This window comes from Mycobacterium sp. NAZ190054 (genome assembly GCF_001545925.1).
GTDB lineage: Bacteria > Actinomycetota > Actinomycetes > Mycobacteriales > Mycobacteriaceae > Mycobacterium.
Genome location: NZ_LMVQ01000048.1, coordinates 1 through 14,991, shown reverse-complemented (window position 1 = coordinate 14,991; position 14,991 = coordinate 1). Strand labels below are relative to the sequence as shown.

Genomic DNA, 14,991 nt, shown 5'->3' with positions numbered 1-14,991 from the left:
TGTCAACCGCGGGGATCGCGGCGTTTTCAGATGTCTTCACAAACTCCGAACAATGCCGCGGTCACCGCCCTGACCAGCGCAGACACGCCGAAACCCCGTCAGCCCCGATCTACGGCTGCAGTACTAGTGGCGGTCTGTCATGGCTGCAAATCGTCTGTGCGTAGATGGCTTTCATGTGCATCGGTATCGCTTCAGATTCCGCCAATGCCTTGGTGACAGCGGCGAACCGCCCGGCGTCTTCGCGCTGCCACTGCGCAAGCTCGCGGTGTGCTTGTCTGGCTAGGCGGGCGGCGCGAACGTCGCTGACGCCGTTGATAACGCGATTCATGCGCTGGCCGTGCGGTTGTCGATTGTTCTAGCGAGCTTGTCCACTTCATTCGGATCGAACATGAGCAGCTTTGGTCCGACGCGAACGGCAGGAATCAATCCGGCTACGACGTAGCGCCGCAAAGTTTCGGATGAGATTTGCAAACGCTTCGCGGCCACGGTCGTCCGCATCATTTCTTGGATGGAATCAACGGCCTCGCAGTCAGTGCGAGAGTCGGCCTGGCGGCTGTTGATGGCAGCACGCGGCAGCGTGGGCGATGTGCGAGACATGCGCGGGCACCTTCCAACTCAGATGCACAGCCACCGAATGTGGTCGCGACTCGTGGCGCTCGTTGTGGAGCCTCCCGCAATCCCAACAATACCACGCATCGCGCTTATCGGAGACTTGCGCCTGTCGGCATGTTGGCCGCGAGACAGGTTGTAGGGCGACACAACCCGCTCGCATAGGGGCGTAGAATTGAGCGAAGTTCGGCATCGAATTCGTGAGGAAATGAAATGACCGCTCCGACTGGTCCCGCGCACGGTATTCACACCAGCGGTGACGTGCTGGTGGACCGCACCGCAGACGGCACCGACCTCAACGCGGTCTGGGACGAGTTTCGCGACGTGCTCAACATCTGGAACAACGAGCGCACCACCATTACCGATCTGCTGTCGTTCCGCACTGTCGTTCCCGCCGAAGCTGTGCCGCAGAATCTCGCGGTCGGCTCGTTCGAGGAAGCATCCGAAATCGGCGTGCCGAAGTCCGCTGGCGTCGGCGAAACCATTGTCGTCGGTTTCCGGTTCAAGGATTACGACCGCGCGAGTCGGTTGGGTTGGCGTTTCCTGCGCGACAGCGATATTCGTCAGGTCCGGTCGATCATGGACGGCATTCTGTCGGCGGACAACAAGCTGACCACCGGCCTTGTCATGCAACGTATTTTCGACCCGACGCGCAAACGCAACGAGCAAGGCGCGACCGTTTACGGTCTCTACGACGGTACTCCGCCAGGACCGCCCGACTATCTCGGTCGAAGCTTCCCCGATACCGAAACGCACTACATCCGGAGCGGCGCAAGCGTTATCGACTCCGGCGACATCGAGCACGCGATCAGGCTGATCACCCGCAAAGGCTTTGGAACACAGCCTAATTCACGCGTGCTGATCTTCGCCAACCCCGACGAATCCGAACTGATTCAGTCGTGGCGTGCTGGTGAGCCATCGCGGGAGCTAGAAGGCGCAGAGACCGAAGGGCCGACCGCCAAATACGATTTCGTGCCCGCTAAAGACGCGCCACCGTGGATCACGCCGCAAGGTGAAGTTGTTGGCGAGCCGGTGCCCGGTGAATTCGCGGGCGTCAAGGTTGAAGGATCGTATGGGCCGGCGCTTTTGGTGCAATCGGATTTCATTCCGCCGCAATACGTTTGCGTGGCGGCGAGTTACGGTCCAAATTCGCCGAGCAATCCGGTTGGTTTCCGTGAGCATCCGGTGGAGTCGTACCAGGGACTTCGGCTGATCCCCGGCCATTGGCGGAACTACCCCATCATTGAATCGTTCGCCGCGCGCGGCTGTGGTGTCGGTGTTCGCCACCGTGGCGGGGCTGTCGCGATCAACGTCGGCACCGGCGCGGTTTACGTGCCGCCCACGATCCAACTGTAAAGGCGTGCAGTATGTCTCGGCGTGACTCGGGCCGTGCGCCTGGTCCGTATCAGCCATCGGGTTCGGGCACGGTTTATCCCGATTCGGTGCGCGACATCTTTTTCGGCGTGCTCGGTTCGGCTGAACGCAACCAACGCAGACAGCGGCCAAGCGAATTCAGCCACGGTCCCGGCCTGGTCGCGCCGGAGCTAGCCGACGCCCCGCCAGCAGACGGTGGCCGGTATCGCGGTCGACAAGCGTCCGAAAAGCTCGGTGACGCGAAGATCAGCGGGCCAGCGCAGCGCGGTGCCCCACGCGGCAGTCCAACCCCGCGCGGTTGATCCAGACGAAAGGCACCCCGGCATGGCCACCAAAAAGCAGGAAGCCGCACGAGCGAAGTTCGCCCGCCAGGCTAAAGCGGGTAACGGCAAGGTCGGAAAGGCCGCAGCGAGCCGCACACGGCGCAGGAAGAACCGGTGATCTGTCAGGTCGGCTGTGCGCGTCGAGGGTGCGATCCCCAGAATGCGCGCACCGGGCCGGGGTCAGGTTCTCTATCGAAACCCGTCAGTTCGATGTCTATCTCGCTACCGAATAGGTGCCATCCACCCGTAGCTACCGCCGGGCTGAAGTACATTCCTGGTGCCAAGATATAGGGCGTCGACACGTTGGGAATGTCGGATACATCGCTGTCGTGAGCGCGCACGGCGGCAGCCAGTTGAGCTTGATTGGCCGGTTTTGCTGTCCTGAAGTGCACGCGTATACGGCGATTCAGCGGTTCGAGGATCACACCCATCACATCCTCGCCAACCACATCGGAATTCTTTCCGGTCTCTGCGACGGCGTCCATCATGATGTCCCGGAAACCTTCTGGTGAACCGTCGCCGTGTCCTTCATCGCGCAACCTAGTCCGCATCTGATCCAAGATCGCAAGATCGACAGTGCCAATTGGCAATGTGCTGAACGTGAATATCGATTGATTGCGCATATTCAATTCTTCATGCGTGACACCGTTGCGATGAATCAGAGTGTGGAATCCAACGTGTTGTAGCCGAGGCCTTTTCTGCTGAACGCCCATTCCGGACACGATGGTTGGATGGTCGCGTGCAGCGGCTGGGAGTCGTGAGTACGCATCAAAGATCGCAGTAGCAATGCTGCGTGTGATCTCGCGATAGTGCAGAGGTCGTCCGGGATGCCATGCGCCCATTCCGCTGCTCAGGTCGGCACCACCGGCGAGGGCCGATGCGATGACATCATCGGTTGGCCTGTTGTCTAGATAGGCCAATCCGGTGTATCCGATCACCAGCCAGCAATCCGATCCAACGACGATCACGGTCTTGTTGGCGTGGATGTCCCACGCGCGATCAGGGTTCTTTCTCGTGGGAGTGATAGTGGTGAGCCGGTCACTCGCGTGGAAGACGCGGCAGCGGGTGGCCACGCTCAGCACCAGTGTCATGGTGGGGAACGTTACAACGACCGTGTGACAGCACATCGATGGCGGCAGGTGACGCGGCGCGTTCAGTCTCAACAGCAACATGCCATCTGAGACGATCGAGGACATGGCGGCAGAAGATGCGATTACCAGCGTTGGCGATGGTGCGCAGCACGCAGAAATCTGTCAATGCACACACTGTGGACTCGATCATGACTTCGAGTTGCCCGTCGAGCTGGTGCGTGCAGCCCACATGCGACAAGTCGTGATCTTTGCCGGTGCCGGTATCAGTACCGAGGTGCCTACAGTGTTTCCGCAGACGGTCTATCAGCGAGCAGTAGAAATGCTCCAGCTGGACGAGCCCGGTTCGTTTCCTGAAGTTATCGAAGCGTTCGTGAATAAGTTTGGCCGTCGTCAATTTGTGCAGATGGTGAAAGCAAAGTTCGATTACATCGATAGCTTCTGGACTCTCCGGTACTACGCGAGACGGTTTCACCGAGAACTAGCATCTATGCCTTACATAGAGGATATCGTTACCACGAATTGGGACACTTATTTCGAAGAAGAGTGTGCTGCAATTCCATTCGTCACTGGTGACGATATTGCATTGTGGAAAATGCCGGGGCGTCGGGTTCTGAAAATTCACGGCAGCATGACGAACCTTGGCAGTATCGTCGCGACAGAAAGTGACTATAAGAGCAGTCTCAAGTCGTTACGCAAAGGCGTATTGGGTGGTTTGCTCACGGAGCTTTTGGCGACCCATACGCTGGTTTTCGTTGGATACTCGTTGAGAGACTGGAATTTTCGTCGTCTTTATAAAGCCTTGCTCAAGGATATGGGTCAGTACTCCGAGCCGGCTTACTTTGTGTCTCCCTTTGGCGCAGACGAAGACGACGTAAAAGAGTTCAATCTCATTACGCTTGAAACGAGCGGGGTGAAGTTCTTACAGGAGCTTAAGCGTAGTAACCTTGGAGTCTGTTTCATCGATGAAGCGGGTTATGGCCGCGTGGCAGAGTACGACAAAAAGATTCAGGCCGCAGAACCGATCGCCAAGACGGTGCCTCATAAAGAGTATCCGTCTGTCCTTTATTGTTGGTCATTTCACGACGGTGCTCGTGACGCGTGCCGACGCATTCTCTTACGGCGCGCTTCCGGCGAATATTTGAGCCGTCAGCACGTGGTTGACCTGATGGGGCACTACGACCAGCTCGCTGACAATGCGTGGGATGAAGGCCGCTACTGGGATTATGCCTACATCGTGGGCTACCAAGCCCCCTTGCTCATAATGCTCGATGATCGGACAACAGATGACGGCGAGCGCGTGGGGATGGAAGAAAAGGCACCGATCTATTTCATGTTTGGATCTGACGATACGATTTATACCCTTGATGATTTTCGAGCTGCAGTTGAAGCAAGTAAGAGAAAGGCACCTAAACAACGGAAGGCTGCGCGCGAACAACTTGCAAACGTGCCTGAAGATATGATCTTGAATCACGGACCGTTTTTGCCGGGTCTACCCGACGAAAACGTATATGTGGAGAATGAGCATGCTGATTGAACGAGAGTAAATCAGAGGTGCACGTCGCTGAAATTACGATCTGCCACGCGGCAACGCTCGCTGAGCACGTAGCACCCGCGCATGACCGGCTGGGGTTTTGTTGTTGATGCGAGCGGCACGGATCACGGCCTCATCGAACGTCATTACACCTTCGACTTGCGGTGTCGGGTCGAACGGGTTCGGTTGATCGGCCAACGGGTTGTGATTCGCAGTGCGCCCGTCTGCGTGCATTTCATCGCCGTCCGGTGTGTTTGATTCGGTGTCGTCGTAACGCGGCGCTGCGGGCGAATCGCAGGCCGTTTCGTCTAGGTCTACGTCGATCACTTCGGCGTCCATCGGCTGCGACATGTCGGCAGCGGGCAACGCTGTCGGTCTCTGAGCGTCGGAAACATCTGCGATGCCTTGCGAGCGGCGATATTCGGCGCGTGACGTGGTTACGAGCCTGGGCATGGTGTCCAAGAGCCGTTCGTACGGCTTGGCCGAAACTTCAACATCGACAGCGGTACGCGCCGACACTCCGGCGCGGTCCAGCGCGTCTTTGATCGCGTTGATTCGAACGTGTTCGGGCACGTTGTCATCTGTCGCCATCTTGAGCAGTTCGCGCGCCATCCGGTCGGCGGCTTCCTCAAGACGGCGGCGTGCGGCTCGCTTGTTCTGCGGTGCCCTCCCGCCATGGGTGCCACACACACGCTGCCCGTCCATCGCGGCTTTACCGCAGCGATTGCCGTTTTTGCGATGTGCGGTGCAACGCTGAGCACCAGGGCGGGCAACTTTGGCCCACCACTCGTCTGACCATTTCGCCGGAGCCGTGGCGGTTGGTGTGGCCGGTGCGTCGGTCGTCGGAAACGGAATGAACACGTGTCCGATGGTCGCTTCGGTCGTCGTCGTGCCTGTCGTCATGTTCGTATCAATTCGCGGTGGTTTTAGCTGTCGGCTCGTCATGTGGTCAATCCTGCCTAAATCGCGGCCTAGCCGTCATGCGCCATTGTTCCAGATCGGCCAATTCCGCGCCGGAAGCGACACGCGTTAGCGCCAATTCCTGAAGGCGATTGGGCCAGCATATGTGGTGGTCCGATGCGTGGCGACTAGTCGCGATCAACCATTGTGTACGTGACGTTTTTGTGCGCCCATACGTCCGACCAGGTGAAATTTACTCGCTTTTGTACGCCGTTTATCTGCCATGCCATATATTCGGGTCGCTGGACGGACCCGCGTAATGGATTCTCGGGATTGTTAAATGACGGCAATTCTCTACCGGGATTGAAGACCGTGAGACCGAACCCGACGCCATTGAGGTTCACGATGCCGCCACCGACCTCATTGGCCTTTTCGGGAACATCAGGGTGGAAAACAAACGGCTGAAACGTACACCATTCTGTCGTGATGTCCTCTAGATTGTCGAAGGCGTTGATCCTTAAATCTTTGTTCGCCGGATCACCAGCAACGCACAAGCCCCAGGTTTCCGGCCACATTGCCCGGCCTAATAATAAGTCTACCGCTTCGGGAGGAAACGGGCTGACGAATTCGCCCTTTTGGTGAATAAATGCCTTACCGACAACATGATTCAAAATCAGTTTGAGCACCCACGCTTGGAAATCGTCACCGGATATAGTGATTTCCTCGTAGCCGCCCCACTCGCCTGCACCGCCGCGATAGCGCATCGAAATCGTACGCATGAACTTCGCGAAAGCTAGCGCCGCATCGTCGGCGCGGCTCAAATCATTATTGTGTTTTTCACACAGAATATTTGCAACGAATTTCTTAGGTTGGACGAACTCACGAATGCCATACCCGCTGTCGTGCTTGATCTTCAAATCCGGATCGTCGAAGCTGTAAAGCAATATCAGGCTATGCGAAATGAAGTGCTCGCCAGAAATCTTCTTGGAGCAGCCGCCGCGAGTATTTGCGTAACACTTTGGGTGGCGGAAGTCGGGAGCAGCGTCAGTCGCCGGTTTCGAAGGTTTCTTCGCTGCGGTCGGTCTCGGAATGACGCGATGCGCAAGCGTTCCGACCGGCGCTCGAGTCTGCGGGACAAACTCGACGCCCGGTAGCGGTTTGCCTTGCAACACGATCATTGGCGGCTCGCCTGCGGCCCTGTTGTGCTCGAATCGCTTGACGTGGACCTGGTACAAGTACGGTGTGCCCTCGTCGGTGTCGGCGATAACCACATCGCCGGGTGCGATTTGCTCGATGGGGAGTTGTTCGACCGCGAAATCTCCACCGTTGTGAAAGATCGCCATGGTCGCATCCTAGTTCGATGCACCGACAAGTCTGTGCGACGCAACCAGGGCCGCTCACGCGCCGAGAGTGTTCTGTGCGATGAATTCGTCAAGCGATGCCGTATCGACACGAATCAATCGGCCAATCTGAATCGCTTTGATCTTGCCGTCATAGATCAAACTGCGGAGCATGTTCGGAGAAATGTCTAGCCGTTCGGCAGCTTTCGCCGTCGAAATAAACTGCGCCGGTCTGTTGGGCATTCGGTTGGAATTCTGAGGCGAATTCGTCTGCGATTTGGTGCGAACCACTGTGCGTTACCTTTCGGTCAATGCACAGCCACCGAATGTGGTCGCGACTAGGCACAATGGCCTCGCTAAGGATCGATAATAGCAGAATGCGCCGAATCGTATGACATGTAAACAATGGCGCGAAACGGCATCACAAAGGCGAATAACGGCAGGCTTCGCGTGTTGGAATGATGGTTGCCAGCGTGCCGTCCGGTGCCCTGTCGCGTCTACCTGCGAACGCTCCGAAGTGTCCCGGCAGGTGGGCACGACCGCAAACGGATTGGGGCAGGGCAAACGACAACGTAATGGGTGGGTAATGGGTAGGTCACCCGGTTTTGACCTGTTATCGCAGGTCAGATGGGGTGCCCCCGGCAGGATTCGAACCTGCGGCCTTCTGCTCCGGAGGCAGACGCTCTATCCCCTGAGCTACGGGGGCGCGTGCTGAACAGCTGCGCCGTTGGGCTCCGATAGCGTAGCGCATGCCGGCACCGGAAACGGATTCGGTCGTGAACAGCCCAGACCATAGGATGGTTCCCCGTGACCCCCGCCGATCTGGCCGAGCTGCTCAAGGCCACCGCAGCCGCGGTGCTCGCCGAGCATGGCCTCGACTCCGCCGCGTTGCCCGCCACCGTCACCGTCGAACGCCCGCGTAACCCCGAGCACGGTGACTATGCCACCAACCTGGCGCTGCAACTCGGCAAGAAGGTCGGCGCGAACCCGCGCGAACTGGCCGGGTGGCTGGCCGCCGCGCTCGCCGACAAGGACGGCATCGCGGCCGCCGACGTCGCCGGGCCCGGCTTCGTCAACCTGCGCATCGAGGCGTCCGCGCAGAACGTCATCGTCGGCGACGTGATCTCCGCCGGCGGCGCGTACGGCCATTCCGCGACGCTGGCCGGCGTGCACGTCAACCTGGAGTTCGTCTCGGCCAACCCGACCGGCCCGATCCACATCGGCGGCACCCGGTGGGCCGCGGTCGGCGACGCGCTGGGCCGGCTGCTGAGCACCCAGGGCGCCGAGGTGGTACGCGAGTACTACTTCAACGACCACGGTGCGCAGATCGACCGGTTCACCAACTCGCTGATCGCCGCGGCCAAGGGTGAGCCGACCCCCGAGGACGGCTACGCCGGCACCTACATTGCCGACATCGCCGCCCAGGTGCTGGCCAAGGAGCCCCAGGCGCTGGGATTGCCCGACACCGAGATGCGCGAGACGTTCCGGTCGATCGGGGTGAACCTGATGTTCGACCACATCAAGGAATCACTGCACGAGTTCGGCACCGACTTCGACGTCTACACCCACGAAGACTCGATGCACACCTCCGGGCGCGTCGAGCAGGCCATCGCCAAGCTGCGCGAGACCGGCAGCATCTACGAGAAGGACGGCGCGGTCTGGCTGCGCACCACCGACTTCGGTGACGACAAGGACCGCGTCGTCATCAAGAGCGACGGGCAGCCCGCCTACATCGCCGGCGACCTGGCGTACTTCCTGGACAAGCGCAAGCGCGGGTTCGACCTGTGCATCTACATGCTCGGCGCGGATCACCACGGCTACATCGCCCGGCTCAAGGCCGCCGCGGCCGCCCTCGGTGACGACCCCGACACCGTCGAGGTGCTGATCGGCCAGATGGTCAACCTGGTCCGCGACGGCCAGCCGGTCCGGATGAGCAAGCGGGCGGGCACCGTGATCACCCTCGACGACCTCGTCGACGCGATCGGGGTCGACGCCGCCCGGTACTCCCTGATCCGCAGTTCGGTGGACACCCCGATCGACATCGACCTGGAGCTGTGGTCCTCGGCGTCCAACGAGAACCCGGTCTACTACGTGCAATACGCGCACGCACGGCTCTCGGCGCTGGCCCGCAACGCCGCCGAACTCGGCGTGGCCCCCGACACCGCGCATCTGGATCTGCTCACCCACGACAAGGAAGGCACGCTGATCCGCAACATCGGCGAATTCCCGCGGGTGCTCAAGACGGCGGCGAGTCTGCGTGAGCCGCACCGGGTCTCGCGCTACCTGGAGGACCTGGCCGGGGACTACCACCGGTTCTACGACTCGTGCCGGGTGCTGCCGCAGGGCGACGAGGAGCCCGGTGATCTGCACGCGGCGCGGCTGGCGCTGTGCGCGGCGACGCGCCAGGTCATCGCCAACGGACTGGCCATCCTGGGCGTCAGCGCTCCGGAGCGGATGTGATCGCGCACCCGGCCGGCCCCCGGCACGCCGAAGAGGTCCACCCCATCGCGATGCCGGACCGTCCCCAGGCGGTCGCCGACATTCTTGAACTGGCGCCGAATGTGTGGCCGCAGAACGCGGTTCGCGATGACGCCGGTGTCGTCTCGATCGCCGGTGTGCCGGTGACCGACATCGCCGCGGAGTTCGGCACACCGGTGTTCGTCATCGACGAGGCCGACTTCCGGGCCCGCTGCCGGGAGATCTCCGCCGCGTTCGGCGGCGGCGAGCACGTCCGCTACGCCGCCAAGGCCTTCCTGTGTACCGAGGTGGCGCGCTGGATCGACGAAGAGGGGCTCGCGCTCGACGTCGCCAGCGGTGGTGAGCTGGCCGTCGCGCTGCACGCCGGGTTCCCGGCGGAGCGGATTGCGTTGCACGGCAACAACAAATCGGTGGCCGAGCTGACCGCCGCGGTCGAGCGCGGTGTCGGGCACGTGGTGGTCGACTCGATGATCGAAATCGAACGTCTCGACCGGATCGCCGCCCAGGCGGGCGTGGTGCAGGACGTCCTCATCCGCGTCACCGTCGGGGTCGAGGCGCACACCCACGAATTCATCTCCACCGCACACGAAGACCAGAAGTTCGGGCTGTCACTGGCCAGCGGTGCGGCGATGGCCGCGGTCCGCCGGGTGTTCGAGGCCGACCACCTGCGCCTGGTCGGCCTGCACAGCCACATCGGTTCGCAGATCTTCGACGTCGCCGGCTTCGAGGTGGCGGCCCACCGGGTGATCGGGCTGCTGCGCGACGTGGTCGCCGAGTTCGGTGTCGAGATGACCTCGCAGATGTCTGTCGTCGATCTCGGCGGGGGACTGGGCATCTCTTACCTGCCGCAGGACAACCCGCCGCCGATGGCCGAGCTCGCCGAGAAGTTGCTCACGATCGTGCGCACCGAGTCCGCCGCCGTCGGGCTGCCCGCCCCGTCGCTGGTCGTCGAACCCGGCCGCGCCATCGCCGGGCCGGGAACGATCACCCTCTACGAGGTCGGCACCGTCAAGGACGTCGCGGTGTCCTCGGACCGGAACCGCCGCTACGTCAGCGTCGACGGCGGGATGAGCGACAACATCCGGACCTCGCTCTACGGCGCCGAGTACGACGTCCGGCTGGTGTCGCGGACCAGCGACGCCGAGCCGACCCTGTCGCGGGTGGTCGGTAAGCACTGTGAGAGTGGTGACATCGTGGTGCGGGATGCCTGGATGTCTGACGACGTGGCACCGGGGGACCTGCTCGGCGTCGCCGCCACCGGCGCATACTGCTATTCGATGTCGAGCCGCTACAACCTGATCGGCCGGCCGGCCGTGGTGGCCGTGCGCGACGGGCGGGCACGCCTGATCCTGCGCCGGGAGACGGTCGACGACCTCTTGAGTCTGGAAGTGAGTGAGGTGAAGCGGTGAGTGACGCGGAAGACACGGCAATCGGCGTAGCCGTACTGGGTCTCGGCAATGTGGGCAGCGAAGTGGTGCGCATCATCGAGGAGAGCGCGGCCGACCTGACCGCCCGCATCGGGGCGCCGCTGGAGGTCCGCGGAATCGGCGTGCGGCGGGTCGGCAGCGACCGCGGGGTGCCCGAGGAACTCCTGACCGACGACATCGAGGCGCTCGTGTCTCGCGACGACGTCGACATCGTCGTCGAGTTGATGGGACCGGTCGAACCGGCCCGCAAGGCGATCCTGGCCGCACTGGAACAGCGCAAGTCCGTGGTCACCGCCAACAAGGCGCTGATGGCGGTGTCGGCCGGTGAGCTCGCTCAGGCCGCCGAGCACGCGCACGTCGATCTGTACTTCGAGGCGGCCGTGGCCGGCGCCATCCCGGTCATCCGCCCGCTGACCCAGTCGCTGGCCGGTGACACCGTGCTGCGGGTGGCCGGAATCGTCAACGGCACCACGAACTACATCCTGTCCGAGATGGACAGCACCGGCGCCGACTACGCGTCCGCGCTCGCCGACGCCTCGGCCCTCGGATACGCCGAGGCGGATCCGACCGCCGATGTGGAGGGCTACGACGCGGCGGCCAAGGCGGCGATCCTGGCGTCGATCGCGTTCCACACCCGGGTCACCGCCGACGACGTCTACCGCGAGGGCATCACCAAGGTCACCGCCGCCGACTTCGCCTCGGCGCGCGCCCTCGGCTGCACGATCAAACTGCTCGCCATCTGTGAGCGTCTCACCACCGACCAAGGGCAGCAGCGTGTTTCGGCACGTGTCTACCCTGCGCTGGTGCCGCTGGAGCACCCGCTGGCCTCGGTCAACGGCGCGTTCAACGCCGTCGTCGTCGAAGCCGAGGCCGCCGGCCGGCTGATGTTCTACGGCCAGGGCGCCGGAGGTGCTCCCACGGCGTCGGCGGTGCTCGGCGATCTCGTGATGGCCGCGCGCAACCGGGTCCAGGGTGGCCGCGGTCCGCGCGAGTCGAAGTACGCCAAGCTCCCGATCGCGCCCATCGGCGTCATCCCGACGCGGTACTACGTCAACATGAACGTCGCCGACCGGCCCGGCGTGCTCTCCGCCGTCGCGGCCGAGTTCAGCAAGCGCGAGGTCAGCATCGCCGAGGTACGCCAGGAGGGCATGGTCGACCAGGGCGGGCAGCGCTGCGGCGCACGCGTCGTCGTCGTCACCCACCAGGCCTCCGATTCGGCCCTGTCCGAAACCGTCGAGGCACTGGCTGATCTCGAAGTCGTCCAGAGCATCAACAGCGTCCTGCGCATGGAAGGGACCACAGAGTGAGCACCACCCGTGCCGTGCATCAGCCCTGGCCGGGGCTGATCGAGGCGTACCGCGACCGGCTGCCGATCGAGGACAGCTGGACCACCGTCACGCTGCGCGAGGGCGGCACACCGCTGCTGCCCGCGCCCAGGCTTTCCGAATACACCGGCTGCACAGTGCATCTGAAGGTCGAGGGACTCAACCCGACCGGTTCCTTCAAGGACCGCGGCATGACGATGGCGGTCACCGAGGCGGTGTCGCGCGGACAGCAGGCGGTGTTGTGCGCGTCGACGGGCAACACCTCGGCATCCGCGGCCGCCTACGCGGCCCGGGCCGGCATCACCTGTGCCGTGCTGGTGCCCCAGGGCAAGATCGCGATGGGCAAGCTGGCCCAGGCGGTCATGCACGGCGCGAAGATCATCCAGATCGACGGCAACTTCGACGACTGCCTGGAACTCGCCCGCAAGCTGACCGCCGATTTCCCGACCGTCTCACTCGTCAACTCGGTCAACCCTTTCCGTATCGAAGGGCAGAAGACCGCCGCGTTCGAGATCGTCGACGCCCTGGGTGACGCCCCCGACGTGCACGCGCTGCCGGTCGGCAACGCAGGCAACATCACGGCCTACTGGAAGGGCTACACCGAGTATCACCGCGACGGGCTGGCCACCCGGTTGCCCCGCATGCTCGGCACGCAGGCCGCCGGCGCCGCGCCGCTGGTGCTCGGAGAGCCGGTGAGCGATCCCGAGACCATCGCGACCGCCATCCGGATCGGGTCGCCCGCCTCGTGGAGTTCGGCGGTGGAAGCCCAGCAGCAGTCGGGCGGCCGTTTCCTGGCCGCCACCGACGAGGAGATCCTGGCCGCCTACCACCTGGTCGCCCGCGCCGAGGGCGTGTTCGTCGAACCCGCGTCGGCGGCGAGTATCGCCGGGCTGCTGAAGTCCATCGAGGACGGCTACGTCGCCAAGGGTTCGACGGTCGTGTGCACCGTCACCGGTAACGGCCTGAAGGACCCTGACACCGCCCTCAAGGGCATGCCCGCGGTCATCCCCGTGCCCGTCGACCCGGTGGCCGTGGTCGCCAAACTCGGCCTCGTCTAGGAACCGTTGACTGTGACCCGCACTCTGCCGCCCGGCCTGGCGGCCACCGCCGTGGTGGCCGCCTCCAGCGCCAACCTCGGCCCCGGCTTCGACAGCATGGGTCTGGCGCTCAGCCTCTACGACGAAGTCGTGGTCGAGACAACGGAATCGGGTCTCGTCGTCGAGGTGGAGGGGGAGGGCGCGGGCCAGGTACCGCTGGACAGCTCCCACCTGGTGGTGCGCGCCATCGAACGGGGCCTGCGCGAGACCGGAGTCGCAGCGCCGGGCCTGATCGTGCGGTGCCGCAACGACATTCCCCACTCCCGCGGCCTGGGCTCGTCCGCGGCAGCCGTGGTTGGAGGCCTGGCGGCGGCCAACGGTCTTGCCGTGCAGGCAGATTGCCCACCGATGTCGCCTGAGCGACTGGTGCAGGTGTCGTCGGAGTTCGAAGGGCACCCCGACAACGCCGCCGCCGCGGTGCTCGGTGGCGCGGTGGTGTCCTGGACCGAGGCGACGGCCGGTGAGCCGCGATACGCCGCCGCGCCGATCCGGCTGCACCCCGACATCACGTTGTTCGCCGCTGTTCCGCAGGTGCGGTCGTCGACCGCGGAGACGCGGGTGCTCCTGCCCGAGCAGGTCTCCCACACCGATGCCCGGTTCAATCTCAGCCGCGCCGCGCTGCTGGTCGTCGCGCTCACGGAGCGGCCGGACCTGCTGGTGGCCGCGACCGAGGACGTGTTGCATCAGCCGCAGCGCGCTCCCGCGATGCCGGCATCGGCGGAATACCTCGCGGTGTTGCGGCGTTGTGGCGTGGCAGGAGTCCTCTCGGGGGCCGGCCCCACCGTTCTCGCACTGAGCACCGAGGCCGAGTTACCCGCCCAGGCGCTCGAGTACGGCGCCGACAACGGTTTCGCGGTCAAGAAGATGTCCGTCGGCCAGGGCGTGACGTGGACTTCCGGTGTCGCGGCGCGCAGCTAGGTAAACGCTCTGATCGGGAGTAACAGAGGCAACATGCTGATCATGGAGTTTCTTGCTTCCATGCCCGATGCGGGTTATTCTCGCTTTCGTCCAGCAATCGCAGCGTCTTCACCTGCGCCGACACTAGGACGACTCTTCTTTCAGGTGTTCAATTTTGTGGACTGACGGTTCGCCGTATTCCGGCGAGACCTGGCGATCGCCGTTGCGGTGGCAATGGTGTGACCTCGGCGTTCAGCGGATCGGCTGAGCGCACTGAACCCTCGCGTGACCTGATCAGCGAGGGAAGAAAGGAAATCCGTGACTGATACGGACCTCATCACGGCTGGTGGCGCTGACAGCGGCGACCTGCCGAGCACCGTGAGTGCTGACATCTCGTCATCTGCCGCGGCAGCAGCGCCCGCCGCCGGTGACGTCCCGGCGGCTGCGCCCGCCCGCCGCGGCGGCGCCCTCACCAGCTGGTACACCAGCGAACGGGGATTGCCGGCGTCGAACAACACCAGCTCCGCGACGCCGGTGACGCTGAACTTGCCGGGGTTGCGTCTGCGGTAGATCACCAGCGACTCGCACGCCACCAGCGT

General features: G+C 63.2%; 13 protein-coding genes and 1 tRNA gene. 7 read left to right on the top strand and 7 right to left on the bottom strand.

Going from position 1 to position 14,991, the window contains the following annotated elements:
* Positions 1-324: 324 nt before the first annotated feature.
* The gene (locus ASJ79_RS31985; RefSeq protein WP_156448280.1) at positions 325-597 is read right to left on the bottom strand and encodes a helix-turn-helix domain-containing protein; all 273 of its coding nucleotides are present in this window, start codon (positions 595-597) and stop codon (positions 325-327) included.
* A 225-nt stretch (positions 598-822) separates the two neighbouring features.
* On the opposite strand from ASJ79_RS31985, the gene ASJ79_RS04985 reads away from it, so the two are divergent.
* Positions 823-1,965: a hypothetical protein gene (locus ASJ79_RS04985; protein WP_067953636.1), complete on the top strand. Its 1,143-nt coding sequence runs from the start codon at positions 823-825 to the stop codon at positions 1,963-1,965.
* Positions 1,966-2,428: 463 nt separating this feature from the next.
* On the opposite strand, the gene ASJ79_RS31980 is transcribed toward ASJ79_RS04985, so the two are convergent.
* The gene (locus ASJ79_RS31980; RefSeq protein WP_156448279.1) at positions 2,429-3,397 is read right to left on the bottom strand and encodes a hypothetical protein; all 969 of its coding nucleotides are present in this window, start codon (positions 3,395-3,397) and stop codon (positions 2,429-2,431) included.
* Between the two features lie 103 nt (positions 3,398-3,500).
* Here ASJ79_RS31980 and ASJ79_RS04970 point away from each other — a divergent pair, with 103 nt between their 5' ends.
* A complete protein-coding gene (locus tag ASJ79_RS04970; RefSeq protein WP_197420076.1) occupies positions 3,501-4,931 on the top strand; it encodes an SIR2 family protein in 1,431 nt (476 codons plus the stop codon).
* A 33-nt stretch (positions 4,932-4,964) separates the two neighbouring features.
* On the opposite strand, the gene ASJ79_RS31975 is transcribed toward ASJ79_RS04970, so the two are convergent.
* The 4 genes from ASJ79_RS31975 to ASJ79_RS04955 form a co-directional block, all read right to left on the bottom strand.
* Positions 4,965-5,873, bottom strand: coding sequence for a hypothetical protein (locus ASJ79_RS31975; protein ID WP_156448278.1), 909 nt, complete (start codon positions 5,871-5,873; stop codon positions 4,965-4,967).
* A 143-nt stretch (positions 5,874-6,016) separates the two neighbouring features.
* A complete protein-coding gene (locus ASJ79_RS04960; RefSeq protein ID WP_067953631.1) occupies positions 6,017-7,171 on the bottom strand; it encodes a hypothetical protein in 1,155 nt (384 codons plus the stop codon).
* A 54-nt stretch (positions 7,172-7,225) separates the two neighbouring features.
* Entirely contained in the window at positions 7,226-7,459 is a 234-nt protein-coding gene (locus ASJ79_RS30715; RefSeq protein WP_231750728.1) for a helix-turn-helix domain-containing protein, read from the bottom strand.
* Between the two features lie 342 nt (positions 7,460-7,801).
* Positions 7,802-7,874 (bottom strand) — tRNA-Arg (locus tag ASJ79_RS04955).
* A gap of 101 nt (positions 7,875-7,975) precedes the next feature.
* On the opposite strand from ASJ79_RS04955, the gene argS reads away from it, so the two are divergent.
* Genes argS through thrB form a run of 5 tightly spaced genes read left to right on the top strand, consistent with a single transcriptional unit; the run spans position 7,976 to position 14,413 of the window.
* Positions 7,976-9,628 (top strand): arginine--tRNA ligase, encoded by a 1,653-nt coding sequence (gene argS, locus ASJ79_RS04950; protein WP_067953630.1) that lies wholly within the window; start codon positions 7,976-7,978, stop codon positions 9,626-9,628.
* A 50-nt stretch (positions 9,629-9,678) separates the two neighbouring features.
* Positions 9,679-11,055 (top strand): diaminopimelate decarboxylase, encoded by a 1,377-nt coding sequence (lysA, locus tag ASJ79_RS04945; protein WP_197420077.1) that lies wholly within the window; start codon positions 9,679-9,681, stop codon positions 11,053-11,055.
* A complete protein-coding gene (locus ASJ79_RS04940) occupies positions 11,052-12,380 on the top strand; it encodes a homoserine dehydrogenase (protein ID WP_067953628.1) in 1,329 nt (442 codons plus the stop codon). The genes lysA and ASJ79_RS04940 overlap by 4 nt, the downstream gene beginning before the upstream one ends.
* A complete protein-coding gene (gene thrC, locus ASJ79_RS04935) occupies positions 12,377-13,456 on the top strand; it encodes a threonine synthase (protein ID WP_067953627.1) in 1,080 nt (359 codons plus the stop codon). The genes ASJ79_RS04940 and thrC overlap by 4 nt, the downstream gene beginning before the upstream one ends.
* A gap of 12 nt (positions 13,457-13,468) precedes the next feature.
* Positions 13,469-14,413, top strand: coding sequence for a homoserine kinase (gene thrB, locus ASJ79_RS04930; RefSeq protein WP_067953626.1), 945 nt, complete (start codon positions 13,469-13,471; stop codon positions 14,411-14,413).
* Positions 14,414-14,553: 140 nt separating this feature from the next.
* Here the strand turns inward: thrB and ASJ79_RS33670 are convergent.
* A partial coding sequence (locus ASJ79_RS33670; RefSeq protein ID WP_231750727.1) for an alpha-E domain-containing protein occupies positions 14,554-14,991 on the bottom strand: 438 nt, incomplete at its 5' end.

What these genes read in the sequence shown, in the direction of transcription:
- ASJ79_RS31985 (WP_156448280.1), bottom strand. Translation starts at nt 597, where the DNA reads ATGTCTCGCACATCGCCCACGCTGCCGCGTGCTGCCATCAACAGCCGC.
- ASJ79_RS04985 (WP_067953636.1), top strand. Translation starts at nt 823, where the DNA reads ATGACCGCTCCGACTGGTCCCGCGCACGGTATTCACACCAGCGGTGAC.
- ASJ79_RS31980 (WP_156448279.1), bottom strand. Translation starts at nt 3,397, where the DNA reads ATGACACTGGTGCTGAGCGTGGCCACCCGCTGCCGCGTCTTCCACGCG.
- ASJ79_RS04970 (WP_197420076.1), top strand. Translation starts at nt 3,501, where the DNA reads ATGGCGGCAGAAGATGCGATTACCAGCGTTGGCGATGGTGCGCAGCAC.
- ASJ79_RS31975 (WP_156448278.1), bottom strand. Translation starts at nt 5,873, where the DNA reads ATGACGAGCCGACAGCTAAAACCACCGCGAATTGATACGAACATGACG.
- ASJ79_RS04960 (WP_067953631.1), bottom strand. Translation starts at nt 7,171, where the DNA reads ATGGCGATCTTTCACAACGGTGGAGATTTCGCGGTCGAACAACTCCCC.
- lysA (WP_197420077.1), top strand. Translation starts at nt 9,679, where the DNA reads ATGCCGGACCGTCCCCAGGCGGTCGCCGACATTCTTGAACTGGCGCCG.